A 25843-nucleotide genomic window follows, 5' to 3' on the forward strand; every position below is an offset into this window, starting at 1 on the left:
ACGCGGGCACTGCAATCGTGACCGGTCATCCCGACCGGCCACACCTCAAATCCGCTCCGAGAACCGCTCGAATGCGGTAATCCGGCGCGGGGAGAGCTGCGGATCATAACCGTAAATCTCTTGGGCCAGATAAATCATCTCGGCGTGATAGGCGTCCTCGGCAACGTCGATCCACCAAGCCTTTGGCGCCAGGTTCTCACCGTCGTTCCAGCGATAGCCACGCGCCTTCAGCGCTTCCTTGTGATGGAAGGGCGCGTTGACGGCGGCGATACGCCAAGTCGTGGTCCGGGCCGTCTCAAGCATGTGACGCAGCGCAGTCTGGCCTGTCGGCAAGGTGTGCGACAGGATCTCGATGCCGGCGTAGCAATCGTTTTCAGCGCGGTGCCCAGCGAAGAAGAAGCCGGCCTCGGCGGCCAGATACTTGAGCTTTGTGCCTTCGAACCCGAAGGCGGCCCAGTCGACCTCGCGCATCGAGCACGCCCAAGACTTCAACTTGAAACTCTCACAGAACCGCTCGACGAACGGGCGGTCGAAGGCTGCGTTGTGCGCTACGACGATTACGGCTGGACCAATAAAAGCAGCGACCTCAGCAGGATCTATTACGTGGCCCGCGACCATGGCGTCGGTGATACCCGTGACTTGCGTGATCTCGGGCGGGATGGGTTTACTCGGCTGGCGCAACCGAACCCAGGGCTGACCGACGAAGCAGATTTGACCGATTTCATCGTACTGGAACGGGATCATCGCCAGTTCGATGATCTCGTCCTTCTGCGCTGAAAGGCCCGTTGTCTCGGTGTCGAGATAGATGCCCCAGCGCAGTGTCGCGGCATTAGTGGGTGCGACGACAGTGTTACGCTCGAACTGGCGCAGAATCTTGTAGCGACCACTGGCTTCAAGTTGGCGCGCCATCGCCTCAAGGGCGTCGAAGGGGGGATGCTGTGGCGGCAGGGCGTTCATAGGATTCGATCGGAGTTTGCCACATCAACGGTGGAATGAGACGCATTTAGCCCGCTTCGGGTGTCCGCAGCGGCGCCGACGTGACGCGGTGGAATGTTCGCAGTCGAGCATGACTTCAGGTGCGTCACCGCCCTATGGACACAATCAAGTTCCGCAACGGGCCGAAAGCGGTAGCGCTGCCGACAGTAGCGCTACCGCTTTCGGCAACTATGCGGCCGGATCCAAGGTGACCCCATGCTCCAACGTTGGCTTGAGCGTCGGGACGTGCTTGTGGCCAGAGACCCAGGCATCGATCATGTCGGCCCACTCCTGGAGCATATGGCGGCGCTGCGTCGCGTACTCGGCGACATTGTAGACCCGCCGAGAGGTGCGCCGATCAACGTGAGCCAGGCAGCGCTCGATCCAGTCCTCGTCGAAGCCGATCTCGTTCAGAAGGGTCGATCCGGTCCGCCGCAGATCGTGGACGGTGAACGGCGCCAGCGCCAGGTCATTGGCCTTGGCTCGCTCGGCGATCGACGTCGTCACCCGATTGAACGTCGCGCGCGACATCGGTTCGTTGGCGTCGTAGCGCGACGGCAAAACATATCGCGACCCGCCAGAGCAGGTCTTCAGCGCGATCAGAATGTCGAGAGCTTGGGTCGACAGGTAGACGTTGTGGGCTCGCCCGCACTTCATCCGGCTCTTCGGAATCTGCCAGACCGCGTTGACGAAATCGACCTCGCTCCAAACCGCGTCTTGGAGTTCACTCTTGCGCACCATGGTCAGCAAGATGAACTTCATGCCCAGACGGATCGTCGGCAAAGTCGCGACCTGCTCCAGCAGCGTGTAGAATAGCCGGATCTCTCGAGGCGACAGGGCGCGCTCACGCGGCGTGAACGTCCAGATCGAAGACGGGCTGACCTCCTTGGCCGGATTCTCCACCTTCTCGCCATGGAGCCTGGCGAAGGCGTAGATCAGGTTGATCTGATCGCGGATGTGGACGGCCGTCGCCGGCGCGGATCGATCCTTCACCTTCTGGCAGAGCGCCCGCACGTCCTGCGGCTCGATCTCGGTCAGAAGCCGGTTCTCGAACGCCTTGGCGATGTCGCGCTCGAAGATACTGCGGCGCATGGCGCGCGTGCTCTCCGCCATGCGCCCCTCCTCCAGCCATTTGCGGCCGAACTCGCCGAACGTCTTCGCGGCTTTGATCTTCGCCTTGGCCCGCTGCTTCTCCATGGCGGGAGACACCCCCTCCCGCACCTGCCTGCGAGCTTCCATGACGAGCTCGCGCGCCTTCAGCAGGCTGACGCCGCCAGGCCCGTAGCGACCCAGGGTCAGAGTCCTCACGTCGATTGTTCAGGCGGTAGTCGAGGCGGAAGGTTATGCCCCCCGCGGAAGAGACCACGACGTACATACCGTCACGGTCGGACACCTTGTAGGATTTTCTCTTTGGTTTCAGGCTCTTGAGAGCCGCGTCGGTAAGCATGGGGACGGTCTCCGCGCCCCTGAAAGCAGGCAAAATCCGTCGCTATACCGCCACCTCGTTTTCGGGATGCCGATCGCGATTTTCTTTTGTGATTTCAGGAGCTTGTTGCTGGAAAAGTACCGTCAGGCCCGACGTGAGCTGACGGTACCAGCCGACCCGGCGCAGGAGCAAGGTGCGCTCCGGCCCGTCAATTAGACGACATTTGAAACTGTGCCCGCCGATAGTTGTCGATACTTGGCGGCGAGAATCACAAATTATTTCAGTGACTTAGGCGACATCCGCGATAGATCGCGAACGTCGCCGGAGAGGCCTGAATCATTCTCCCACTCGATCATCAATCAATCGCACAAGCTGTTGAATGAAAAGGACATTTCCACGAACATTTCGCGCGATGCCGTCCAAAGCGCCGTCAGAAATGCCGCCAAATAACCGACTGTTTTTACAGACTTTTTTGGCGGTAAACTTGGCGTGATTTCACCAAGAGGCGCACTTCCAGGAATTTTCCGCTCCATCGACGACGGAGCGCTTCCCAACCAGCTTCCCAGTGCCTTTCCTCTTTGATTTTCCTCAAAACCTACCGCGTCGATCTATGTCTAGGGTAAGGCTAAGGGCCTGAACTATCGCCACCGGCAGCTCTTTGCACCGCGCCGCTTTGCCGGCTCCTTGGGACCCTTCCATGACATTCGCTCAAGGGACGACGTCGATGGTTACTCGCCGCTTCGTTCTCGGTGCAGGCGCGGCTCTGACTGCAACACCGGTAGGTGCTCAGACCCGCAATTTGCTAGTCTACAAGACGCGCTATTGCGGTTGTTGCTCTGGGTGGATCACCCACATGCGGCGCGCCGGCTTTCAGCCCACCGTGATAGAGCGAGATGATCTCGCGCCTATCCGCGCCAAGCACGGCGTTCCCGAGACGCTGTCCTCTTGCCACACGGCCATTGTCGGCAGGTATGTGCTCGAAGGTCACGTTCCTCCCGCAGATATCTTGAGGCTGCTGAAGGATAAGCCGCAGGCGTTGGGTCTAGCCGTACCGGGCATGCCGGCGGGATCGCCCGGGATGGAACAACCAGACGGCGCCCGCCAGCGCTTTAGCACCTTGCTGGTTCTCGATCGCGCCGGACGCACACGCATCTTTGCCACACATGGCTAACTCGTTGGACGAACGCTTACACAATGACGGACGACACGCCGTTGTCATCACCGCCACGAGCACGCGGGGCGCCCTGCTCTTAAGCGCTTAGCGAGAGAGAACGCGGACCACACCAACCCTAGTCGAAAAGTCCCCCGAGAAAGCCCCGGCGTCCGCCGTGGCGTCCCCCGCCATGCCCTCCGCCATGCTTGCTTCCGTGCTTGCCGCCATGGCTGCCCTGGTGATCGCTCTCCCATGGTCCGCCGTGCTCCGGCGCGGGCTGGCGCGGCGCCGGCGCGGCCTGCGGCGCAGGCGCGGTCTCATAGGCGAGGCTTCGCTCGATAATCTTGTCGAGTTCACCGCGATCCAGCCAAACTCCTCGACATTTCGGGCAATAGTCGATCTCGATACCCTGGCGATCGGTCATCACCAGATCAACCCGGCAGACCGGGCAAGGCAGTCCTCCCTCGTGGTGGGCGGCCGGAGCAAAGGTGGAGTCGGTCATTCGCATTCTCCTTGGGGAGACCAGACGCGGGCGGGCGCAAAGCCGGCGAAATTCGAAGCTCGACGCGCTTGACTGACAGTACGTCCCACAGGCGGCGACATAGTGGCGCTCCTGGTGTTTTCCGAAGAATAGGCCGCCGCGCTACACACGGTGATCGTATGCGCGGCGCCAGGCCTTGTCGCTTCGAAAGATCAGCGCAACATGCCCCCAAAGGCCTCGGCCACAGGGGCTGGACGCGCCGGAGACCCCAGGCATGATGACCTTCAATTCAGCCAGCTTTTGGGAAGCGGCCAATCACATCTTCAATCTGGCCCTGGCCTTCGCCTTGGCCCTGCCGGTGGGCTGGGATCGCGAGCGCGGCGACCGGAGCGCGGGGCTTCGCACCTTTCCCCTGGTGGCGATCGCCGCCTGCGGCTTCGTGTTGGTCGGCATCGCCGTTCTGGGCCGAGAATCCATGGGCCAGGCCCGGATCATGGAAGGTCTGATCACGGGTGTCGGATTCATCGGCGGCGGCGCCATCCTCAAGCAGCGCGGTCGAGCATCGGGCACTGCGACCGCCGCCAGCCTGTGGGCGACAGGCGCCTTGGGCGCGGCGGTAGGCTATGGCCTCTACGACATCGCCGTGGTGCTGGCCCTGACCACGTTCCTGACACTGCGCTGGTCCCAGCCCCTTAAGAAGGCCGCGCAGATTGAGGCGATCCGCCCGGGAACACTCGGTGACGATCGCTCGCTTTAGTTCCGGTTCGCCCAGGCGTTCAAGGAGCCAGCATGACCGCGTCGGGCAAGCCGAGAGATCAGGCCGAAAGGCGCACCCTGTGGGTCGTGCTGCTCCTAAATGGGGCCATCGCGGCCGGCTTCTTCATGACGGGCGTGATCGCCGACTCCAGCGCCCTGATCGCCAATGGCGTCGACAACTTGTCCGATGCGGCAGTCTATGCGCTGAGCTTGCTGGCCCTGACGCGCGGACAGCTGTGGAAGCGCCGGGCCGCGACGGTCTCGGGCCTCATGCTTCTGGTGTTCGCTGTCGGCATCGCCATCGACGTCGCGCGCCGCTTCTTCCAAGGTAGCGAACCGATCGGCCCGACCATGATGGTGATGTCGGCGATCGCCGCTGCGGTGAACTTCTACTGCCTGCGCCGACTGCAGCGGCTGGAAGCCCCCGACGTCAACCTTCGCGCCGCGACGACCTTCAGCTTCAACGACTTCATCTCCAACGGCGGCATCCTGATCGCCGGCGCGATGGTATTTTGGTTGGGCGTTAACTGGCCGGATCTTCTTGTGGGCCTGGCTACTGCCCTCGTCGCCGTCAAGGGCGGTATCGAAATCCTCCAGGATGCGCGCAACGAAGCGCGCAAAGCCATAGAAACGCCCGTCTAAGCTCCCGATCGGGTGATCCGCTCAACAGGCCAAACCACCAATCGCACTATACCCCCTCACTATGGGTCTGCGGCGTTGTCGATGGCGGCCGAAATCGCGACAATGGCGGCGTTGGATTCCTTTCGGAGTCGCTGTGGCCTTCCGCCTCCCTAAAACAGTTCGGCAAGCGATGGTGGCCTTTGCCACCATGCTGACGATGCTTGTGGCGCTGCAGGCCCAGATGGACATCCTGAGCCATGGAGCCGAGCTCCACATAACCGCGAGCGCCGAGACACATCAGTTGGCGGATCCTGCCGCGGACGCGCGGGAGCAGCCTGGATTGCTCCTCGAGGTAACCCCTGTTCCGACCGTCAGGGTCCAGGCGTCGAGTGAGCCCCAAACCGCGGCTCCTGCCCCGCCCGGCGCTCATCACCACCACACCGACGGCGGCTCCCTCTACCGGGTGGCGACGGACGCATTAACGCCATCCTGGAAGGAAGCGCCGATCACGGCCTTCCCGCTGGAAAACGACGATCGGCCAGGCTTAGGGGCCAATCCACAGGACCGGCCGCCCAGATCTCTTCTCGAACGCGCTGCCTAGACCTGCGCGACTTTTGTCGCTCCGCCTGTTCGAGGATTCTCCATGTCTATGAGATTCAACATCCGCTTCGCGCGGATCTGCCTACGCGTGCGCTTCCACCTCCAGCACGCTCGACCAAGCACAGGGGGGGCTTTCGCATGACCCTCACCTTCGCGACCTACGTCTTCACCTATCCCTGGGTGCTCACCATCGCCTTCTTCGCCATCGCCGGTGGCGTGATCGGCGCAATGATCTGGAGCTGGCAACTGCGCGCGGACAAGATCGCCGCGCTCTATACAGACCCGGATCCGGAAACTCGCTGCATATATCTCGACAATGGAACGCTGCGGCTGGACATCATCCGTCGGCGTGCGGCCTGGCGGTTTCGCGTCAAGCCACTCCTGGGCCTTCTTCAGGTCGAGGACATTACCATCGTGACGCTTCGCCCGGACGGCTCAAGCGAAACCTTCACCTTCGAAAAACGCGGACGCGACTTCTTGTCGATCACGAAGGTTCACCTCCCCCACGTGTTTGTGGCGCATCTGTCGGTCGGCCACGCCGAACGAAGCAGAGAGTTCGTCGTGTCGTTCGGTGGAGATCGTGCGCGTGGCGGGCTCCACGACGTCGCTCGCCGTTCCAAGGTCAAGCCCAGGCCGGAGGACTGACCAAGCCGGCACGCCACCTCTCTAAGTGTGGGAACTTTGCAGGCCGGGCCGTGGCTCGGCCTGCAAAACAGCCCTGGCTCCCCCTTTCCCTCACGGCTGCCGCTAATGAGCGGACATGGGTGGGGCCACGGGCCCAAGGCCAGCGTCGCACGGGCCGTTCGATGGTGTGACAAACATGCTCGACACTGCAGGTCGCCATCCTGCTCAGTTCCCCCACAGGGGGTGCCGTGCGCCCGGCTACAGAACAGACGGCCCAGGCATTCGACATTCCCTTTGCCTTGCAATGCGTCGGGCAGGCCTTCCAAAGAGCGAATTAATCGCGTGGCGTTGGCAGCGTGGACGTCAGCTCCCCTCGTCGACGAGGGCGCGGACCAGCGCCAGAACCTGCGCCTTACAATTGGGCGGCAGCGGTTGAAAGGCCCTGACAAGCGCCAGGCCCTCGGGGTGCATTAAAAGGGGATAGACCGTTCTGCCCCACCCATTGCCAGGCGCGGACGCCGCGGACGCGTCCGGCGCTGTGTCCGGCAGGCCCTCGAAGAACCAGGCGACACCACACCTCAACACCGCGGCGAGCGCATAGAGCTTGGAAGCGCTGATCCGGTTGGCGCCGCGCTCGTACTTTTGAAGTTGCGGAAAGGTCACGCCAGCGGCCTTGGCGACGTGGGCCTGGCTAAGCCCCAGGCTTCTGCGTCGTCCCCGCAGGCGCGCGCCCACGTACAGGTCTACGAAATGCGGCGTCGTGGTCGGCGGCATCCAGCCTCTCTTTGCGAAGCCTTCGGCGACGCGCATGGGTTATCGAAGTTGGCCCGTGAAAACGGATGATCCTGGCCTAGATCGTCGCCTGACCGGGGTGGGGACGACGGGCGAAGGGATCGCGGGCTCGCAGCCAGCGCCGCGCGGGCCGTTCGGCGGCGTGATAGACGATCACCGAAACCAGGAAACAGGCCACCATCACGCCGAGCCAGGCCGCCCAGGCCAGAGCTCCGACCGGCTGAACAGGCAGACGGCCGAGCAGTTCGAAATAGGCGATGTCGACCGGTAGGTGAGTCATGTAGACCGCGTAGGAGACCTCGCCGAGGTAGACGGCCAGAGGCACGGCCAGCATCCCGACGCGGCCAGATTTATCGCGCTCAGCCAGGCAGAAAATCAAAGCCGCCAGGGCGGGCCAGATCCAAATGTCGGCCAGGCCAAGGCTTGTCGAAACGACGATCCAGGCCAAGGCCGCGCCCGTCCCGATCCGGGCGAGGCCCAGGGTCATTGATCGTGTCTGGCCAAGCCGGTGCAGGGCCACACCCATGGCGAACGAAGGGACGATACGTAGCGCCCCGCCTTGGGCGGTCATCTGGGTCAGGTCGCCACCTCCCCTCCCAACGAGAGCGTCGAGAAGGAAGAACAGGCCGGCGGCCAGAAGAACCGCCAGCACCGGTCGGGCGCGCAGCGCCATCGCCGCAACGGCCGCAGCCGGGAAGGCCAGGTAGGCGAACCATTCGGCTGAGATCGACCAAGACGGAAAGTTCCACTGCACCGTCGGCGTGGTCCACCAAGCGTGGATCAGCAGGATTTGCTGGGGCAGTACGGACGGGTCGAAGGCGATGGGATCAAAACTGGCGCCCTGCCAACGTCCGAGCGCCCACAGCGCTATCGTGCCCGCCAGGGTCAACAGGTGCACCGGGTAGAGACGCGCCAGTCGCGCCCAGAGAAAGGCGCGGTACTGAAACCGACCCTCTTCCCAGGCGCGCAGATAGACATGAGTCAGGATGAAGCCGGAGAGGATGAAGAACAGGTCGACCCCGAGGTAGCCCTTGGCCACCAGTCCAAACCGCTCCAGATCCAGGCCCAGACGGTTTCGGAAATGATAGACCAACACCCAGGCGGCCGCGACGATACGCAGGCCCGTCAGGGAGCGGATATCGGCTGGATACATGTCCTTCCCCTCAGGAGAATCTTCACCGTTAGGTGTGGCCGCCTTCTTCCAGGCATTCGACGCGTTCGGTCTGGATGGTGACGTGATGAAGGTCGAAATCGGTCTCCAGCCGTTCGGCGATCGCCAGGCGCACGCTCTCGCCGTCCGCGCCCTCGGTCAGGACGACATGGGCGGTGCAGATGGCTTGGTCGGCGCCGCTGGTCCAGATGTGCAGGTCGTGAACACCAGCCACCCCGGGGGTTTCGGCGATGACCTTGCGCACACCGGCCAGGGCCAAACCCGAAGGCGCGCCTTCGAGAAGAATGCGCGTGGTGTCCTTCAGGAGGATCCAGGTTCTGGGCAGGACCCACAGACCGATGCCGATGGCGACGATGGGATCGACGAAGCGCCAACCGGTGAAGCGGATGACCAGGGCCCCGGCGATAACGCCGACCGAGCCGAGCATGTCGGCCCAGACTTCCAGATAGGCGCCCTTGACGTTGAGGCTCTTATCCTTGTGGCTGGAGAGCAGACGCATGGAGATCAGGTTGATAATCAGGCCAAGAGAGGCCACCACCAACATGCCCAGCGACTGCACGGGCTCGGGTTCGACGATACGCTTGATCCCCTCGACCAACACGTAGATCGCCACGGCGAACAGCAGGATGGCGTTGAAGGCCGCGGCCAGGATTTCGAACCGCCGGTAGCCGAAGGTGAAGTCCTCGGTGGCCTTGCGCTGGCCCACCTTGATGGCCGCCAGAGCGATGGCCAGCGCCACGGCGTCGGTGAACATGTGGGCGGCGTCCGACAACAGGGCGAGACTGTTGTAGACGACACCGGCCACGACCTCGGCCACCAGGAAGGTGGAGGTCAGGGCCAGGGCGATGGCGAGCCGGCGGCCATTGGCCTGGCCTGCTCCGTGGTCGTGTCCGGCTCCCATGCGATGGGTTCTCCAGGGGCGGCCTAGAGGCCGCCGCGTTGATCAGATCAAAAGGGTCAAAGCGTACTGACGACCGCGGCAAGCAGCCTTTGCGGTTTTACTTCTTCAGAATCGATAGCGTGCTGGCGTCCATCGCGTCCTGGTTTTCGAGGACGTTGAGGTTGGCCTCGTAGGCGCGCATGGCCTGTTTGAGATCCAGGCTCTCGGCCAGGGAATTGACGTTCGGCAGCAGGACGTAGCCGGCGGCGTTGGCGCCCGGATGGCCTGGGTCGTAGGCCTGCGGAAACGGCTTGGGATCCAGCCGAACTCCGCTCAAGGCGACGCCCTTGCCGTCCCCCAGTTCTTCGACCTTGAAGACGGGGATCTGCCGCCGGTAGGGCTCGCCACCCGCGGTGCGCGCCGTTGAGTTGGCGTTGGCGATATTCTCGGCCAGGAGCTGGATACGCTTTTTCTGGGCCTGCAGCCCCGACACGGCGATGGCCGTGCTTCCACCTTCTATTCCAGGCTTGCTCATCGGATGGCTCCGCTCTGGGGTTGAAGAAAAGAGGCGGCGCGCCGGACGATCCGACGCGCCGCGTTTCACCTAGGCTTCGGTCGCCGCGCTCCTTTCGCTCTTGCGCAGGACGAAGCGGCAGATCGCCGGCAGCACGAACAGGGTCAGGGCGGTGGCGGTGATCAGGCCGCCGATGACCACGGTGGCCAGCGGCCGCTGGACCTCCGAGCCGGTGCCGGTCGCCAGGGCCATGGGCACGAAGCCCAGAGAGGCGACGAGGCCAGTCATCATCACCGGCCTCAGGCGCTCCATGGCCCCATCGATGATCGCCTTCTCCAACGCAAGACCAGTGGCCAGGCGTTGTCTGATGGCGGTCATCATCACCAGGCCGTTCAGCACCGCCACGCCCGACAGCGCGATGAAGCCGACGGCGGCCGAGACCGAGAACGGGATCCCCCGCAGCGCCAAGCCGAACACCCCGCCGGCCAGAGCCAGCGGAATGGCCGAGAACACCGCCGCGGCCGGCGCGACGCCGCCAAGGGCCATGAACAACAGGCCGAAGATCAGCAGGAAGCAAAGCGGCACCACCAGAGCCAAGCGGGCCTGAGCGGCCTTCAGGTTCTCGAACTGACCGCCCCAGACCAGCCAGGAGCCGGACGGAAGCTTGACCTGCGCGTCGATCTTTTCCTGGGCCGTGGTCACGAAGGAGCCGAGATCGGCCCCGCGGACATTGGCCTGGACCACCACCCGGCGCTTACCCGCTTCCCGGCTGACCTGGTTGAGGCCTTCCGAGAAGTTGAACTGGGCCAGATCGCGCAGCGGAACCGAGGTGCGGGCGCCAGCGCCGGCCGGCAGCATGACCGGCAGGGCGCCGACGGCGTCCAGGTCGTTGCGGCTGGCGTCCGGCAGACGGACTACCACGTCGAAGCGGCGGTCCCCCTGGAAGACCAGGCCCGCCTCGCGCCCGCCCATCGCCACCGCCAAGGTGTCGGCGACCTCCTCGACGGTGAGGCCAAAGCGCCCGATGGCGTCGCGGTTGAGCTGGACGTCCAGGGTCGGGAAGCCCGAGGTTTGCTCGACCTTGACGTCCGCGGCCCCCGGCACCGTGCGCAGAACCGTGGCGATCTCCTCGGCGGTCCGGCTCATGGCGTCCAGATCATCGCCATAGACCTTGATGGCCACGTCGCCACGCACGCCGGCGATCAGTTCGTTGAAGCGCATCTGGATCGGCTGGCTGAACTCGAAGGCGTTGCCGGTAAGCCCTTCAAGCTTGGCTTCGATGCGGCCGATCAGCTCGGCCTTGGTCTCACCCTTGTTGGGCCATTCCTTTTGCGGCTTGAGGATGATGAAGGCGTCCGAGGCGTTGGGCGGCATCGGGTCGCTGGCGACCTCGGCGGTCCCCGTCTTGGAATAGACGAAATTCACTTCCGGGAAGCTGGCGACGACGCGCTCGATCCGCCGCTGCATGCGCAGCGACTGCTCCAGCGAGGTCGACGGAATGCGCAGGGCCTGAACGGCCATGTCCTTCTCGTCCAGCTGCGGGGTGAACTCTCGGCCCAGGAACCCGAAGGTCACGACAGCCGCGATGAAGATCGCCACGGCGCCGCCGATCACCGGCCAGGGACGGGCCACCACCTTGTGCAGCAGCGGCTCATAACGCGCCTTGGTCCATCGCACCGGCGCCACTTCCTTTTCCGCCACCTTGCCGGTGATCAGTAGGGCAATCATGGCGGGGATGAAGGTCAGCGACAGCACGAAGGCGCCGGCCAGGGCCAGCATCACCGTGATCGCCATCGGCGAGAAGGTCTTGCCCTCGACGCCAGTGAAGGTCAGCAGCGGGGCGTAGACCAAGAGGATGATCGCCTGACCATAGACGGTGGGCGAGATCATCTCACGGGCGGCCTCACGGGTTTCCGTCAGGCGTTCGGACAGGGTCAGCAGGCGGCCTTCGTGGTGCTGGCGCTCAGCCAGGCGCCGCAAGGCGTTCTCGACGATGATCACCGCCCCGTCGACGATCAGGCCGAAGTCCAGAGCCCCCAGGCTCATCAGGTTACCCGAAACACCCAGCTTGTTCATGCCGATGGCGGTCATCAGCATCGACAGCGGAATGACCAGGGCGGTGATCAGGGCGGCGCGGAAGTTGCCCAGCAGCAGGAACAGCACCACGATGACCAGCAGCGCGCCTTCAACCAGGTTCTTCTCCACCGTCTTGATGGTGGCGCCGACCAGCTTGGACCGGTCATAGACGACCTGCACCTTCACACCGGGCGGCAGGGACTTGGCGACCTCGGCCAGCTTTTCGGCCGAGGCGCCGGCGACGGTGCGGCTGTTCTCGCCGGTCAGCATCAAGACGGTGCCGACGACGACCTCTTCACCGTTCTCCGAGCCTGCGCCAGTGCGCAGAGCGCCGCCGATCTTGACGCTAGCGACGTCGCGCACCAGCACCGAAACGCCTTCGCGCGCGGCGACCGTAGCGTTGGCGATCTCGTCGACCGTGCGCACACGGGCGTCGGCGCGGACCAGGAACGCTTCGCCGCCCTTCTCCAGGAAGTTGGCGCCGACCGCGAGGTTGGCCGCTTCCAGCGCCTTGGCCAGTTCACTGAAAGACACGCCCAGCGAGGCCATGCGGGTGGGATCGGGCTGGACGATGAACTGCTTTTCAAAGCCGCCGATGGAGTCGACGCCGGCGACGCCGGGCACCGAGCGCATCTGCGGCCGAACGATCCAGTCCTGAACCTCGCGCAGATAGGCCGCTTGAGATGTGGGATCCGACAGCCGCTCGCCGGTCTGGGTGAGATAGGACCCATCGCCCTGCCAGCCCGTGCCGCCTTCCGTGATCTTGGCGCCCTTGCCGCCGGGATTCTCGAAGGCCACGGTCCACATCAAGACCTCGCCCAGGCCCGAGGAGATCGGACCCATGGCCGGCTCGGCGCCCGCCGGCAGGCTCTGGCGAACCTGGGTCAGGCGCTCGGCCACCTGTTGGCGGGCGAAGTAGATATCGGTCTTCTCCTGGAAGACGATGGTCACCTGCGAGAAGCCGTTGCGCGAGATCGAGCGGGTGGTCTCCAGGCCGGGGATGCCGGCCATGGCCGTCTCGACCGGATAGGTGACCAGCTTTTCCACCTCGGCCGGGGCCAGGGTCCCGGCCACGGTGTTGATCTGCACCTGCTTGTTGGTGATGTCGGGCACCGCATCGATGGGCAGGCGCACGAGGTTGTAGACGCCCAGGGCCGCGACCAGCGTGACCAGAGCGATGACGGCCCAGCGGAAGCGGACTGAAAGGTCGAGGACGCGTCCGATCAATGTTCCGCCTCCCCTTTGCCCAGTTCGGCCTTCAGCAGGAAGGCGCCCTTGGCGGCGATCTGGTCACCGGCGCGTGCGCCCGAGACGATCTCGACTTGGCCGCCGCCGCGGCGGCCGACGCGCACGGGACGCGGCTCAAAGCCGGTCTTGGTGCGCACGAAGATCACGTCGCTGCCGTTGACAGACTGGACGGCCTCGTCCGGCACGGCGAAGCGGTCGCTCGCGCCCGTCGTGGCGTTGCGGGGCGTGATGCGCGCGCGCAGGGCCTGGCCCGGCGTCAGCATCTGCGACGGACCGGCCAGGGCCAGCACGGCCGTGGCCGAACGGCTCTCTGCATCGAGGCCCGGCGTGACGCTGCGCACGACGGCCGGGATCGAACCATTGGCCGTCTCGACCACGGCCGGGTCGCCCGGCTTGACGCGCTGGGCGTCGGCGACCGGCAAGGCGGCCTGGATCTCGATGCTGCCGGGGTCGGCGACCCGGAACAGCTCCGAGCCGGCGGTCACATAGGCGCCGAGGGTGGCCGTGGCGGCGGTGATCCGGCCCGAGATCGGGCTGGTCACGGCCAGGGTGCGGCCGTTGCCGCTGACGCCAGCGGCGGCGCTGGCGCTGCTGGCGCGCCCCAGTTCAGCCTCGGCGATGGCCGCCGCGGCCTGGGCGGCTTCCAGGTCTTGACGCGCCGTGATCTTGGCGTCGAACAGCTTGCGTTCGCGGGCCAGGGCCTGGCGGGCGGCCGCGGCCTTGGCGGCCGCGGCGCTGCGATCGGCGCTGATGGTGGCCGCGTCGCGGCTCTCGATCGTGGCGATCACCTCGCCGGCGGCGACGGGGTCGCCCAGGCGCTTGTTGATGCGCACGATCGCGCCATCGGCGCGGGCGGCCAAGGTGGCCGCGCCATGGGGCGTCGCCACCACCGTGGCCTGGGCCGGAACGGCGGCGTCGAGACCGCCGCCGGCCAAGGTCATCAGCTTGATGCCGTCGGCGGTGATGCGCTCGGGGGTGATGTTGACGTGGGGCTTTTCCCCGGCGTGGTCTTCGCCGGCTTCAGCGGCCGGGGCCGCCTTGGGGGCCAGCAGGGCCTTACCGGCGAAAGCGCCGATGCCCGCGGCCAGCAGGCTGCTGACCGCCACGGCCGTCAACAGGGTCTTTCTATCGTTGGACTTCATGATGAGGTTCCTATTGCGCTGCGGCGCGTTCGAGCGCGGCCAGCGCCTGGGCGCGCTCGAGGCGCGCGGCGATGAGGTCGGTGCGAGCAGTGGTCAGCGCGGTCTGGGCGTCGAGCACGTCGAGTAAGGAGAACTTGCCCGCTTCGAAGCCGCTACGCGCCAAGTCCACGGCGGTCTGGGCCTGGGGCACGATCTTGGTTTCAAGCGCCTCGAGCCGGGCGTTGGCCGCCCGCAACGAAGCCTCCCCGTCGCGGACCGCTCGAACCGAGTTGGCCAAGGCTAGACGCTCTCGCGCCTCGGCCGCCGTGGCGTCGGCGCGCGCGGCCGCGACCGTGCCCTGGTTGCGATTCGAAATCGGGATCGGGGCGGTGAAGCCGACGATCAACGCCGAGTCGCCGGTCTGCTCGAACCGGCGAACACCGGCCTGGACCGTGACGTCCGGGCGGCCAATGGCCCGTTCGCGGTCGATGACGGCGCGCGCCGTTTCTCGCTCGGCCCGCGCCAGACGCACGTCGAGGGTTTCGGCCGGGTCGATGAGGCCTGGCGCGGGTTCGGCGATCGGGGCCTCGCGCGTCAGTTCAACCGCGTCGTCCGCCTCCCCCCACAGGGTGGCGAGGGCGCGGCGGGCGGCGGCCGCATCGGCCTCCGCGGTGACGACGGCGGCGGCGGCTTCGCGGCTGGCGGCTTCCGCGCGCATCGCTCGAAGCGGCGGTTCGCGCCCGGCCTCAACCAGCGTGCCGGCGACCCGAGAGAGCCCCTGGGCCCGCTCGGCGGTCTCGCGCGCCAAGATCAAGCGATCTTCGGCGGCGATGGCCTGGGCGTAGCGCACCGAGACGTCGCGGGTGAGGTCGGCCTTGGCGATGATGAAGCCGATGCGCGCAGCGTCGACCTCGGCGGTGGCCGCGGCCACGCGAGTGCGCCGCTTGCCGCCCAATTCCAGCCGCTGGCTGATCGTGGCCGTGGTCTCGGCCACACCAAAACCGCTGTACTGGCCCGAGCCGGCGACGTTTTCGGTCTGCAGGCCCGCTTCGGGGTTGGGGATAAGACCGGCCTGGCGGGCGCGGCCTTCGGCCGCCCTTACCGTGGCCTCGGCGGCGGTGACGAGGGGTGACTGGGATTGGGCGCGCGCGGTGGCGGCGCTCAGGGTGAGCGGCTCGGCGGCGGCGCGCAAAGGCGCGCCGAGGCCGGCGAGCGCCAGGACCGCGCCAAAAATGGCGGCGGGCCGGGCATATCGGGAGTGCATGGGAAGTCCCTGCTTACGAACTGACGATGGCGATCACGCGCGCGATGGCGCGGCCGGGGTCAGGCTCGAGGGGGCTCTTTGGCGCCGTCGGGAATCCGCGACGGCGGAATGGTCGACGCAGGCGGAACGAGACGAACACTGCCTTGCGGAATCTCAGCGATCAGCGCGCCGGTCGGCGGCGCCGGCGCGGGCGCGTGATGGCAATGACCCTTGTGGCAGACTTCCCCACCACTGATCTTGCCGGCGCCATGGTTGTCGGAATCCGCACCGAGATCGGACGCGACGAAGACGGGCGTGTCACCCGCCTCGAACTGCTGGGCAGCGACGTAGGTGTCGCCCAGGCACTCGCCGGCGCGCACCGAAGGCGCCGTCAAGCCGATCACCAGCAGGCACGCGATAAGCGCCCCCGCGAAGGTCTTCAGCCATGTGCTCAAATCCAACATCGATTAGCCGTATAGCTTTCGCGCCGCAGCAAGGAAATATGTTACAAAATCACGCGACCTTCTGGCGCAGTTCGTCTGCGAAAGGTCAGATCAAGACTTCGGTTGGATCAAATCCGCGTGCGGGGGCGACCGCGGCTCACCAGCTTCAGAGCGGCGCCGGCGGTGACATACTTGCGCAGCGCGTCGATGCGCCGCGCATACACGGCCTGGAGCTTGTCCCGCTCGGCCTGATTGCGAAACTGAAGCGCCGCCAACCCGGTGATTTCGGTGCGATGATAGAGGAGCGTTCCGCTCGAAGCCGCCTCCAGCAGGAAGTATTCTCGCGCCCTGGCGAAGAACACGCCAGACGAGAAGGCCAGTTCCTCATTGTCCTTCAGAGCGATGATCCTAGCGCGCATCCTAACCCGCTTGTCGGGATTGACGCCGACGCCGAGATGTACGCGCGCGCCGAGCACCGGCACGCCGGAAATCTCCCAATGCGGATGCCAGTTCGGATAGCAGCCAAACTCTGTCAAAGCGCGCCAGACCTTCGGCACTGGCGCTGCGATGTCGGTCTCAGTCTGAAGGATCATGGCCTACCTTTGCAATGTTGGCCGCCCAGGCGGGGGCTCTGGAATGGCGATGCTCAAGGGGCGGACGCCGGGTGAGGGGCGACGTGGGATGTCTGGGGTTGACGGCTGGAGGCGGAGATGGGCGCCGGGTGACCCGGATCGCTCGCGCGGTAACCGATACCGATACCCAGCAGAACGAGCGCTAGTGCTATGCACGCCAGCGCCGCCCCGAGATCGACCCAGGCGCGCCGGACGCTACGCCTGGCTAACGCCGTCGCGAGATCCTCTCCACGATCAGGCCCGGTCATGGCGCACGCATCGTTTTCGCCACGGCCAGCTGGGCGGGCTGGGCGCCGCGCTCGCGGAAAGCGAGCAGGCGTAGCGCATTGACCACAACCAACAGCGTCGAGCCTTCGTGGAAGATCACGGCCTCGCCGATTTTCATGCCGAAAATCGTCGCCGGGATCAGGAACGCCACGACACCGAGACTGACCCAGAGGTTCTGGCGAATGATGGCGCTGGTGCGCCGGCTAAGACCGACCGCGAACGGCAAATGGTTGAGATCGTCGGCCATCAACGCCACGTCGGCGGTTTCGAGCGCCACGTCCGAGCCGGCCGCGCCCATGGCCACGCCGACGGTGGCGTTGGCCATCGCCGGGGCGTCGTTGACGCCATCACCGACCATGGCCGCCTTGCCGAACTTCTGGCGCAAGGCCTTGATGGTCTCGACCTTGTCTTCCGGCATCAGGCCGCCGCGAGCCTCGTCCAGGCCAAGATCGCGCGCGATCGCGTCCGACACCGACTGATTGTCGCCCGAGAGCATGACCATGTGCTTGATGCCCAGCGCCCGCAGACGCAGGATCACCGCGCGGGCCGCCGGCCGGGCGGTGTCCATCAAGCCCAGAACGCCCAGATAGCGCTCTCCCTGGCGCACCATCACCACCGTGCGGCCGCTCGCCTCCAGGCGCTGGGCATCAGCCCACACCGCCTCTGGCGGCCGCTGCCCCTCGCCACTCTCGAAGAACTTGGGCTTGCCGATCACCGTCGCCAACCCGCCGACCCGGGCCTGAATGCCTTGGCCAGTCAGACTCTTGATATCGGTGGCCTCCAGACGCGGTCGCCCCTCCAGCCTGGCCTCACCGTCGCGGACGATGGCCGCGGCCAGGGGGTGGTCGCTGAGCGCTTCGACGGCCACGGCGACCGCTAGCAATTCATGGTCCTCGACGTCCTCGGCGGGAACCACGTCCGTCAACTTGGGCCGCCCTTCGGTCAGGGTGCCGGTCTTGTCGAAGGCCAGGGCCGTCAGGGTCCCGAGGTTTTCCAAGGGCCCGCCGCCCTTGACCAGGACCCCTCCCCGCCCCGCGCGCGCGACACCGCTCAGGACCGCACTGGGCACAGAGATGGCCAGGGCGCAGGGGCTGGCGGCGACCAGAACGGCCATAGCCCGGTAAAAGCTGACGCTGAACGGCTCGTCGATCACCAGGAACGCCAGCATCAGCAGGCCCACGAAGACCAGCACCAGCGGGACAAACACCTTCTCGAACCGGTCTGTGAACCTCTGGGTTGGCGAGCGTTGCGCCTCAGCCTCGGCGACCATGCGCACCACGCGCGCCAGGGTGGTTTCGCCGGCCTTACGCGCCACGCGCACATCGAGCGCGCCCGCGCCGTTGATCGTGCCGGCGAAAACGCGGTGCTCGGCGCCGGCCTTGGCGAAGTCCAAGCCGGTCTCCTGGCTGGCGCGCTTGTCGACGGGAATGCTCTCGCCCGTTACCGGGGCCTGGTTGACGCTGCTTTCGCCGCTGACGACGACCCCGTCGGCGGGGATGCGCTCATTGGGGCGCACCAAGACGATGTCGTCGATCGCCAAGGCCTCGACCGGGACGTCTTCCACACGGCCTTCACGCCGCACCAGAGCCCGCTCCGGAGCTAGTTCGGCCAAGGCCTCGATCGCCCGGCGCGCACGCCCCATGGCATAGTGTTCGAGGGCGTGACCGATGCTGAACAGGAACAGCAGCAACGCGCCTTCGGCCCATTGCCCCAGCGCCCCGGCGCCGGCGGCGGCCACGAGCATCAGGGTATCGATCTCGAAGCGTCGCTTGCGAAGGTTCTCCACCGCCTCGGTCAGGGTGAACCAGCCGCCAAAGACATAGGCCGCGCCGTAGAACACCAGCGAGATCCAACTGTCGCTTTTCAGGCTGATCAACCAGCCGGCCAGAAGCATCACCCCTGACAAGATCGCGAAGATCAGCTCGGTCTTCTCGCCCAGCAGGCCGCCATGCGCGTGGTTGTGGTCCTGGCCCGATCCTGGCCGATCCTGGCCATGGTCGTGGCCGTCGTGGGCGCCGGGCTTTTCCGACTTTGCGCCGCCGCTGGCATGCTTGTGTCCAGCGCCATGCGCGTGACCATCGTGGTCACGGCCATGGACCTTGGATGACGACACGCCTGCGCCCGTCGTCGTTTGATCGCTCTGGAGCTTGCCCCCGGCCGACCGGATGGCCGCGCGCAAAGCGGTCTCGTTAGTTTGTTCGCGATCGAATTCGACAAAGCCGCGCCCTGTCGCGGCCACCTCGGCCGTCACCACGCCCGGCAGCGCACAAAGATCGGCGGCCAGTCGTCGCGCATTGGCGACGGTCAGGGTGCTGGCTAGACTGAAGGTGAAGTGGCCGAAGCGATCGCTGATCGTTCCGCCCGCCTGCAGCACGAAGGCGCGAAGCTGTCCCAGCGCAATCTGGGTGTCGTCGTAGTGGATGCATAAGACGCCCTGCCCGGGCGCCTCGTGATCGACATGGGCGTCGAGGACGCCGGGTCGCCCCGCCAGCACGGTGATCAGACTCGAGACGCAGGCCCCGCAGGCGTCGGCGTCACGCGGCAAGACCAGGGGAAGGGCTAGGCGGAGCTTGTCGGACATGGCGCGTCTCCTACTCGGCGTGCGGCTGCGCGCGATGGCCGCCGTAGCGCAGCACCTCGACCTTCTCGAAGGTCATCAGGCCGATGTCCTTCAGATCGGCCAGGGCCGGGAGGAAAGCGCGCAACCGCGCTTCCTCATCGACGATCTCGATTACGATGGGGAGATTGTCGTTGAACTCGAAGGGGCGCGGTTCGTGGACGCGGGCCGACTCGCCAAAGCCCTTATTGCCGCGCAGCACGGTTGCGCCGGCCAAGCGCGCTTCGCGGGCGCGTTGGACGATGACGTCCCGCAAGGAGCGGTCGCCGACCGAGGCGTTGTCGTCGGTATAGATGCGCAGCAGGACCGCTTGTCCGGGAATCTGCATGGAGTGTCTCCAGTCTCGTCACGCCCGTCGCAGGCTCTGCGCGCGACGGCGGGGTTGGAAGGCTTAGCGCCGGCGTGATGCAAGGGGGCTGAGATCACGCCGGCGCCCCGACCAGCGACGCTCTGCTCAGCGACGCTGACGGTTCCTCAACTGGGGTCTGGCGACCGGGGCCCAGTTGGAGGATCGGGTGTGCGATGAGGCGCTGGGGCTGAAACCAGAGCGGTTCAGGCGCGAAGTCTCACAACGCGCCGGCGTGCAGCCGCTTGAGGCGACCGGTCACGCAGGACGAACAGCATGGGGGTTGGACCCTAGAGCCTTAAACGCGGTCAATCCGCCGATCGGCGGAAGGCGCGGGTCAGGCCCTAGGTGGGCGATCCAGCAAGTCGGCGCGCGCGGTCAGCGGTCGCGAATCTTGCTCTGGCCGCCAGTCGGCGGGGCTGGCGACGGCGACTGCCTCGGCGGCGAAGGACGTCGGCAGGCTCAAGCCGTGGGTCACGCAGTGGCCCGTGCAGGCAATGGCGGTGCTCTTGGCAGGCGCTTGGCGTTCTCCAGAGTCCTTCAGGACAGCTGGCGCATTCCCCTCGATGGTGAGCGTTAGCGGCGCCGTCGAGCGCAGGGATTCCATAGCCTCGTGCTCGGCTGGACCGCAGACCACGACGCCGAAAACAAAGACCATCGCGACAAGCATGACCATGAGCTTGGCGACGGCGCGTCGCACGGCTCCCCCACGGCGTGAAATCCGCAAAGCGGTCTCGCCGCCAAGTGCCCGAGCATGGAAAGCCATAGCCGCCATCACCGAACCTATACCGCCACGATGAGGCCTTCGAAATGCGTTATTTAATTACATGTTACATAATCACACCCCATCATGTCTTTCTTCGCGGACGCGAAGACTGAAAACGTCTGATTTTCAGACCTTGGATAGACTTACATCAAGCGTTTGCGTGGGTTGCGACACCCCATCGCATGTCGCCTGACGCAAGCCATCGGGCTGAACGCCCACCCAGCGCCCTCGTCGCCCGCTGGAACGCCTTCGGCTTGAACCCGATTGAGCTTGGGTGCGGATCGCGACCTTCAACATCAACAATGTGCGCAGCCGGTTCGACATCCTGCTGGAGTGGTTGGACGCGGCCCAGCCGGATGTCGTCTGCCTGCAGGAGCTAAAAACCGAGCAAGCTGGCTTTCCGGTCGAGGCCCTCGAGCAGATGGGTTATGGCGCGGTTTGGAAAGGTCAGCGGACCTGGAATGGCGTGGCGATCCTGGCGCGCGGCATGACGCCGGTTCTCACTCGCACCGCCCTGCCGGCCGATCCCGACAAGAGCCAAGCCCGCTACATCGAGGCGGCGGTGAACGGCGTGCTGATCGGTTGCCTGTACCTGCCCAACGGCAATCCCAATCCCGGCCCCAAGTTCGACTACAAGCTGGCCTGGTTCGAAGCCCTGAACGCTCATGCCCAGACCCTGCTGGACAGCGGCGCGCCCGTCGTGCTGGCCGGCGACTACAATGTCGTCCCGACCGAGGCCGACATCTACCCCCGCCATTCTTATGGCGACGATGCGCTGCTGCGGCCGCAAAGCCGGGCTGCGTTTCAGCGCCTGCTGGATCAGGGCTGGACCGACGCTGTGCGGACACTCCATCCCGATGCGCCGCCTTGGACCTATTGGTCGTATCTGCGCGAGCGCTGGCCCAGGGACAAGGGTCTGCGGATCGACCACCTCCTGGTCTCGCCTAGCCTGGTTGACCGACTCCAGGATGCGGGCGTCGACCGGTGGGTCCGGGGCCTGGACGGCGCCAGCGACCACGCCCCCGCCTGGATCGTGGTCTGACGATGAAGCCCGCCGCCCCGGTCACGCCCGACGGACGCTATCTAGTCGTTCGTGGCCGCTTGTGGCGGGCCAGCAACCCGGCGCTGCCGCCAGATCACCGTCAGGCGCTGGTGAACGCCTTGATGACGGCGCGCCGGGCGGTGCGCGCGGCCCTGGCCGCCGACAATCCCCAACAGCTGGCTCTGGCCCGCGCCCAGGTCGACGCGGCCAAGGTTGGCCTGGGCGAGCGTGGGCCGGTCTGGTGGACCGATGGCGCGCCTGATCTCAATCGCCACATGGCCAAGACCACGCCCTATGCCGATTGGTGGGCCGGCCTCATCCAGGCTTAGCGACGCTCGTCCCCCGCCACGCCAGGCCACATTGACGCCTGGCCCGCCGGCGCTCAAATTGAACGCGGATCGCAGTTCCAGACGAGTCGTCGGGTCAAACACTGCTTCAGACAGTTTTCTACCGCAGCTCTTGATGAGCACGGTCGCGGCATAATCGACGATCTGCGGCCGATCATTGAGGCTGTGATGAAGACGTTTCTCGACCTTGCGGCGCTGCCGGCGCTGAAAGAAGACCTGCGCCACGCCCTGCCCGGCGCGCGCGCCTCCGACCGCATCGAAGCCCTGGCCCGGGGCCTGGGCTACAACACCTATGCCGCCATGAGAGCGGCGCTGACCAATGGCGGCGTCCTGGTCGCACCGGACGACCTGGCGTTCCAGGCCTATCTGGCCGCGCGCGGCGACCCACCGAACGAACGGGTTCTGCGCCGAACCTTAGCCAAGCTTGATCTGCGGCGGGCGATGGACCGCGAGGCCGACCTGACGACGGCGGGCTTCGGCGTGGGTTGGGACCGGCGCGAGACGGCTGCGGTGCGTCGGGAGAAGAAGAGGCAGTGGCGCGCGGACCTGCTGCACGATGTTTCGGCCGACGAGTTCGAGCTGGCGCGGCTCTATGTCGACCAACTGGTCCCACGCAAGACGCTGAACCGCGACTTCAGCACCTATGGCCTCAAGCACCAGGCCGAGCGCCTGTCGCGCGACCGGGGGATCGCCGCGCACCTAGGCAACTACGTGCCCAACGGGGTATTCATCGCCGCGGCGATCTCGGCCGGCTTCACGGTCAAGCGGTGCCAGCCCGACGACTTGAACGGCTTCATCAACGCCACGACGCCCAGCATCAGGGCCGCCCAGACAGGACAGCTGATCGATCGGACGACGGCGTCCTGCGTCCTCGGCCACGCCTTGCACGTCGTGACCGGCTAGGCCTTGCGGCGGGCTTGGGACGCCAAGCCCGCCGCAACCAAACTACACGCCACCTCGGCCGGCGAGGTAGGCGCGCGCCCAGGTCCGGATGCGCCCCTCAACCTCCATGCGGTGCCGCACGAGGGCCCTGAAGGTCGGGTCGGTGTCGATGATTTCGTTGGATCCGGCCGCGTCGATCCGTACGTCATACTCGGCGCACAGGGCGATAAACGCGTCGATCTCGTCGGGCAGCGGATCCTTGGGCGCCTTTTGCGCCAGCCAGTCCTCAAGGCTCAGGTTCGCCTTGGTCGCGCGCCGCGTCTCGTAGGCGCGCTGGGTTTCGGAGAAGCCGGCGATCAGAGCCGCAGGATCGGGCAAAGTCGGTTCGTAGATGCGGACGCGCCGATTGCGCGGGCGCAGGTCAAAATCGAAGTCCACGCCGTAGCTGGGATCCTCGACGAAGAGGATGGTCTTCTCGTCGGCGGGTTTGGGCGTGATGTCGACGAGATCGCCTTGGGGACTGCGCCAGACGCAATGGAACTCCGCCGTGACGATCGCCGGCGGCCATTCCCAGATCGTCCAGCCGTAGACCGGCGCGCCACCGTCAGCCGCGATTTTCAGCCGGACCCCATCACTACAGAACCCAAAGAGGCCGTGGGGGTCGGGCGTCACCGGAAGGAATGCCGCCGGCGCGCCTCCCAGAGATTGGCAGAACGCCAGGATCTGGCCCGTCAGGTTCGTGGGCGTGGTCTCGGTCGTCTGTTGCCGCTGCTGGCGGCTTTGGTCGAACAACTGCTTTGAGGTGGCTTTGATCTCGCCGTCTGTCATCACCATGCGTCATGCCCCGCTTCGAATAGTCAAGCTTCACGATAGGTTGATTTCCAAACCCGGCGCCACCCCATAGAGGTAGAGCTTAGCTTTAACTGACGAGGCCTAGCGTCGCCGCAGGCCCCGCCCTATCCTTGGGCCATGCCCCCTCGCCTCCGCCCGACACCCCGCCTGCTCACCCCCGCCGGCTGGACCGCCCTTGCCGCCGTGGCGCTGCTGGCCGCCGCGATGGTCACGGTCGTGACGCGCGCCTAGCGCGTCCAGAAGACATGCACCGCGTCCGGCGCGGTTTCGACGGTAAAGACCTCGCCGTTCAGCCGCGCGTCGCGGGCCATGGCCTCGTAATCGATATAAAGCCGCAGGGCCTGCGGGATTTCGACGGTCTCCTCGGTCAGTTCCTGGAAGCTGTCGGCGAGGCTTGAGAAGCAACCGCGATACTGGTCCTCGAGCGCTGTCTCTGCCGCCTCCAGATCGCCACCGACCTCCGCCAGCACCAAGGCGCCAAGCCGCCCACGGGCGCGCAGGAAGCCCGCGATCTCGACCACCCGCGCGATCCCCGCATATTCGGCGATCTCGACCCCGCCAAATCCCTCATGGTCGTGGATCGCGAACTCTTCGGCCATTGGCTCGGGCGAGGCCTCCAGCATCGATCGGATCGCGGCCCACACCGCTTCGGCGTCGCTCTCCACGTCGATCCAGGCGCCATGCAGAACGCCAGCATTATAGGCGGCCAGACACGCAACATAGATGCGGGGCGCCACAACACCAAAGCCAAGGTCATCAACAGCTTGTCCCATCATGCTCATCCTTCAAGGCAGGGGTTCGATCACTCGAACCCTTGCCCGTCGGCGAGACCGGGGGTGCAAGCGGAGGGGCGGCTTCGCGGGGACCCGGCTGCAGGCCGGCAAGGCCGGCCGAAGCTGGGCGGAAGGCGATCCGCAGCGCGCTGGGGGCGGAGCCCCAAGACGGCGCCCTGCGCTAGCGGCCGAGGGATCTGGCCGTCGGTCCCGAGATTCGCGCCCTGGTCGATTGACTCCGCGGCCCCAAAAAGAACAATTAGAGAACATTAAGGAAATCTCCGTGCCGACCTCCTCCCACCCCGGGCGCATCGCGTCTGCGGACAAGCCGCCGCGCGTCTATCGCCGCGCCGTCGAGAAGCTGACCCGTCACCGCGAGCGACACGGCGATCCGACTGCCCGCACCCTCTATTTCACCTTCCCGGGCAGTCGCCGGGCCTTGCGCAGCCAGGTCACCTTCGTGTCGACCGAGCACGCGCCCGACTTCGAGGGGGATGAGGCTTGGTTCGAAATGGAGCTGGTGGCCGGCGTTCCCTGGTCCTGGTGGCGGGCCGTCCGCCAAGTCGAGGCGCCCAGGCGATGAGCGGTCAGCTCAGCCTGTTCGCGCCCGCGCCGCCCGCCATGCCCGAGGGCTTTCGCTACCAGCCCGACCTGATCGGCGAGGACGAGGAGCGCGACTTGGTGGGTCGCTTCCAGGATCTGGATTTCCAGCCCTATGAGCATGAGGGCTATCTGGGCCATCGCCGCGTGGCCGCTTTCGGATGGCGACGCGACGCCCACGGCCACATGGTCGAGACGGGCGAGCCGATCCCCGACCTCCTGCGGCCGCTGCTGGCCAAGGTCGCCGGCTTCACCGGCCTGGCCATCAGCAGCTTCCGCCACGCGCTGGTCACCGAATATGCCCCGGGCGCGGGGATCGGCTGGCATCGTGATCGCCCGCCGGCCGTGGCGATCGCCGGGGTCTCGCTCCTCTCGCCCTGCGCCTTTCGCCTGCGCCGCAAGACCGGCGAGCGCTGGGCGCGGGCGACGCTGCAGGCAGAGCCGCGTTCGGCCTATCTGATGTCTGGCCCCTCCCGCAGGGATTGGCAGCACAGCATCCCGCCCGTCGAGGCCCTGCGCTACTCGGTGACCTTCCGCACGGTGCGAGCCTAGCGCCACGCGTCAATGTTCCAATTTTGTTCGCATTCGTGATAGA

At 66.0% G+C, this 25843-nt stretch carries 26 protein-coding genes and 1 pseudogene; 10 read left to right on the forward strand and 17 right to left on the reverse strand.

What is annotated here, in order from left to right:
- Positions 1-45: 45 nt before the first annotated feature.
- Positions 46-957 carry a 3'-5' exonuclease gene (locus E1H18_RS25025; protein ID WP_172274577.1) on the reverse strand — a complete coding sequence of 304 codons (912 nt, stop codon included), beginning with the start codon at positions 955-957 and terminating at the stop codon, positions 46-48.
- A 207-nt stretch (positions 958-1164) separates the two neighbouring features.
- Positions 1165-2422, reverse strand: a pseudogene (locus tag E1H18_RS25030) (tyrosine-type recombinase/integrase).
- A gap of 676 nt (positions 2423-3098) precedes the next feature.
- Between E1H18_RS25030 and E1H18_RS25035 the strand changes: the two are divergent.
- Positions 3099-3572 (forward strand): DUF411 domain-containing protein, encoded by a 474-nt coding sequence (locus tag E1H18_RS25035; protein ID WP_241736199.1) that lies wholly within the window; start codon positions 3099-3101, stop codon positions 3570-3572.
- Positions 3573-3690: 118 nt separating this feature from the next.
- On the opposite strand, the gene E1H18_RS25040 is transcribed toward E1H18_RS25035, so the two are convergent.
- Complete coding sequence (locus tag E1H18_RS25040; protein WP_172274580.1) at positions 3691-4056, reverse strand: zf-TFIIB domain-containing protein; 366 nt, start codon at positions 4054-4056, stop codon at positions 3691-3693.
- Positions 4057-4309: 253 nt separating this feature from the next.
- Between E1H18_RS25040 and E1H18_RS25045 the strand changes: the two genes are divergently transcribed.
- The 4 genes from E1H18_RS25045 to E1H18_RS25060 all read left to right on the forward strand — a co-directional run bounded on the left by E1H18_RS25045 (position 4310) and on the right by E1H18_RS25060 (position 6657).
- On the forward strand, positions 4310-4792 hold the full coding sequence (locus E1H18_RS25045; RefSeq protein WP_172274583.1) for an MgtC/SapB family protein: 483 nt from the start codon (positions 4310-4312) through the stop codon (positions 4790-4792).
- A gap of 32 nt (positions 4793-4824) precedes the next feature.
- Positions 4825-5433, forward strand: a complete 609-nt coding sequence (locus E1H18_RS25050; protein ID WP_172274586.1) for a cation transporter — start codon at positions 4825-4827, stop codon at positions 5431-5433.
- A gap of 133 nt (positions 5434-5566) precedes the next feature.
- On the forward strand, positions 5567-6013 hold the full coding sequence (locus E1H18_RS25055) for a hypothetical protein (protein ID WP_172274589.1): 447 nt from the start codon (positions 5567-5569) through the stop codon (positions 6011-6013).
- 137 nt (positions 6014-6150) lie between these two features.
- Positions 6151-6657, forward strand: a complete 507-nt coding sequence (locus tag E1H18_RS25060) for a hypothetical protein (protein ID WP_172274592.1) — start codon at positions 6151-6153, stop codon at positions 6655-6657.
- Between the two features lie 342 nt (positions 6658-6999).
- Here the strand turns inward: E1H18_RS25060 and E1H18_RS25065 are convergent, their stop codons facing one another.
- From E1H18_RS25065 to E1H18_RS25120, 12 genes are all read right to left on the reverse strand, one after another.
- On the reverse strand, positions 7000-7446 hold the full coding sequence (locus tag E1H18_RS25065; RefSeq protein ID WP_241736200.1) for a helix-turn-helix domain-containing protein: 447 nt from the start codon (positions 7444-7446) through the stop codon (positions 7000-7002).
- Positions 7447-7486: 40 nt separating this feature from the next.
- The gene (locus E1H18_RS25070; RefSeq protein ID WP_172274595.1) at positions 7487-8581 is read right to left on the reverse strand and encodes an acyltransferase; all 1095 of its coding nucleotides are present in this window, start codon (positions 8579-8581) and stop codon (positions 7487-7489) included.
- 28 nt (positions 8582-8609) lie between these two features.
- Positions 8610-9500, reverse strand: a complete 891-nt coding sequence (locus E1H18_RS25075; RefSeq protein ID WP_172274598.1) for a cation diffusion facilitator family transporter — start codon at positions 9498-9500, stop codon at positions 8610-8612.
- 97 nt (positions 9501-9597) lie between these two features.
- Entirely contained in the window at positions 9598-10014 is a 417-nt protein-coding gene (gene flgC, locus E1H18_RS25080) for a flagellar basal body rod protein FlgC (protein WP_172274600.1), read from the reverse strand.
- A gap of 69 nt (positions 10015-10083) precedes the next feature.
- Entirely contained in the window at positions 10084-13296 is a 3213-nt protein-coding gene (locus E1H18_RS25085; protein ID WP_172274603.1) for an efflux RND transporter permease subunit, read from the reverse strand.
- Positions 13293-14459, reverse strand: coding sequence for an efflux RND transporter periplasmic adaptor subunit (locus E1H18_RS25090; protein ID WP_172274605.1), 1167 nt, complete (start codon positions 14457-14459; stop codon positions 13293-13295). Before E1H18_RS25090 ends, E1H18_RS25085 begins: the two co-directional genes overlap by 4 nt.
- Positions 14460-14469: 10 nt before the next feature.
- On the reverse strand, positions 14470-15702 hold the full coding sequence (locus E1H18_RS25095; protein ID WP_172274607.1) for a TolC family protein: 1233 nt from the start codon (positions 15700-15702) through the stop codon (positions 14470-14472).
- Between the two features lie 59 nt (positions 15703-15761).
- Positions 15762-16145 (reverse strand): hypothetical protein, encoded by a 384-nt coding sequence (locus E1H18_RS25100; protein WP_172274610.1) that lies wholly within the window; start codon positions 16143-16145, stop codon positions 15762-15764.
- A 107-nt stretch (positions 16146-16252) separates the two neighbouring features.
- Complete coding sequence (locus E1H18_RS25105) at positions 16253-16717, reverse strand: SRPBCC family protein (RefSeq protein ID WP_184719113.1); 465 nt, start codon at positions 16715-16717, stop codon at positions 16253-16255.
- Positions 16718-17000: 283 nt separating this feature from the next.
- Positions 17001-19604 (reverse strand): heavy metal translocating P-type ATPase, encoded by a 2604-nt coding sequence (locus E1H18_RS25110; RefSeq protein ID WP_172274614.1) that lies wholly within the window; start codon positions 19602-19604, stop codon positions 17001-17003.
- Positions 19605-19614: 10 nt separating this feature from the next.
- A complete protein-coding gene (locus tag E1H18_RS25115; RefSeq protein WP_172274616.1) occupies positions 19615-19968 on the reverse strand; it encodes a DUF190 domain-containing protein in 354 nt (117 codons plus the stop codon).
- Positions 19969-20323: 355 nt separating this feature from the next.
- Positions 20324-20686, reverse strand: coding sequence for a hypothetical protein (locus E1H18_RS25120; protein WP_172274619.1), 363 nt, complete (start codon positions 20684-20686; stop codon positions 20324-20326).
- Positions 20687-21026: 340 nt separating this feature from the next.
- Between E1H18_RS25120 and E1H18_RS25125 the strand changes: the two genes are divergently transcribed.
- The 3 genes from E1H18_RS25125 (at position 21027) to E1H18_RS25135 (ending at position 23044) form a co-directional block, all read left to right on the forward strand.
- The gene (locus E1H18_RS25125) at positions 21027-21794 is read left to right on the forward strand and encodes an exodeoxyribonuclease III (protein ID WP_172274621.1); all 768 of its coding nucleotides are present in this window, start codon (positions 21027-21029) and stop codon (positions 21792-21794) included.
- 2 nt (positions 21795-21796) lie between these two features.
- Positions 21797-22123 (forward strand): hypothetical protein, encoded by a 327-nt coding sequence (locus E1H18_RS25130; RefSeq protein WP_172274624.1) that lies wholly within the window; start codon positions 21797-21799, stop codon positions 22121-22123.
- A gap of 186 nt (positions 22124-22309) precedes the next feature.
- A complete protein-coding gene (locus E1H18_RS25135) occupies positions 22310-23044 on the forward strand; it encodes a hypothetical protein (protein WP_172274625.1) in 735 nt (244 codons plus the stop codon).
- Positions 23045-23086: 42 nt separating this feature from the next.
- Here the strand turns inward: E1H18_RS25135 and E1H18_RS25140 are convergent, their stop codons facing one another.
- Both E1H18_RS25140 and E1H18_RS25145 read right to left on the reverse strand, forming a co-directional pair.
- Complete coding sequence (locus tag E1H18_RS25140; protein ID WP_172274628.1) at positions 23087-23857, reverse strand: hypothetical protein; 771 nt, start codon at positions 23855-23857, stop codon at positions 23087-23089.
- A 245-nt stretch (positions 23858-24102) separates the two neighbouring features.
- A complete protein-coding gene (locus E1H18_RS25145) occupies positions 24103-24648 on the reverse strand; it encodes an antirestriction protein ArdA (protein WP_172274826.1) in 546 nt (181 codons plus the stop codon).
- A gap of 283 nt (positions 24649-24931) precedes the next feature.
- On the opposite strand from E1H18_RS25145, the gene E1H18_RS25150 reads away from it, so the two are divergent.
- A complete protein-coding gene (locus E1H18_RS25150; protein ID WP_172274631.1) occupies positions 24932-25231 on the forward strand; it encodes a hypothetical protein in 300 nt (99 codons plus the stop codon).
- Positions 25228-25800: an alpha-ketoglutarate-dependent dioxygenase AlkB gene (locus E1H18_RS25155; RefSeq protein WP_241736201.1), complete on the forward strand. Its 573-nt coding sequence runs from the start codon at positions 25228-25230 to the stop codon at positions 25798-25800. The genes E1H18_RS25150 and E1H18_RS25155 overlap by 4 nt, the downstream gene beginning before the upstream one ends.
- Positions 25801-25843: the final 43 nt, after the last annotated feature.

The sequence above is a fragment of the Caulobacter sp. RHG1 genome (assembly GCF_013181195.1).
Classification (GTDB): Bacteria; Pseudomonadota; Alphaproteobacteria; order Caulobacterales; family Caulobacteraceae; genus Caulobacter.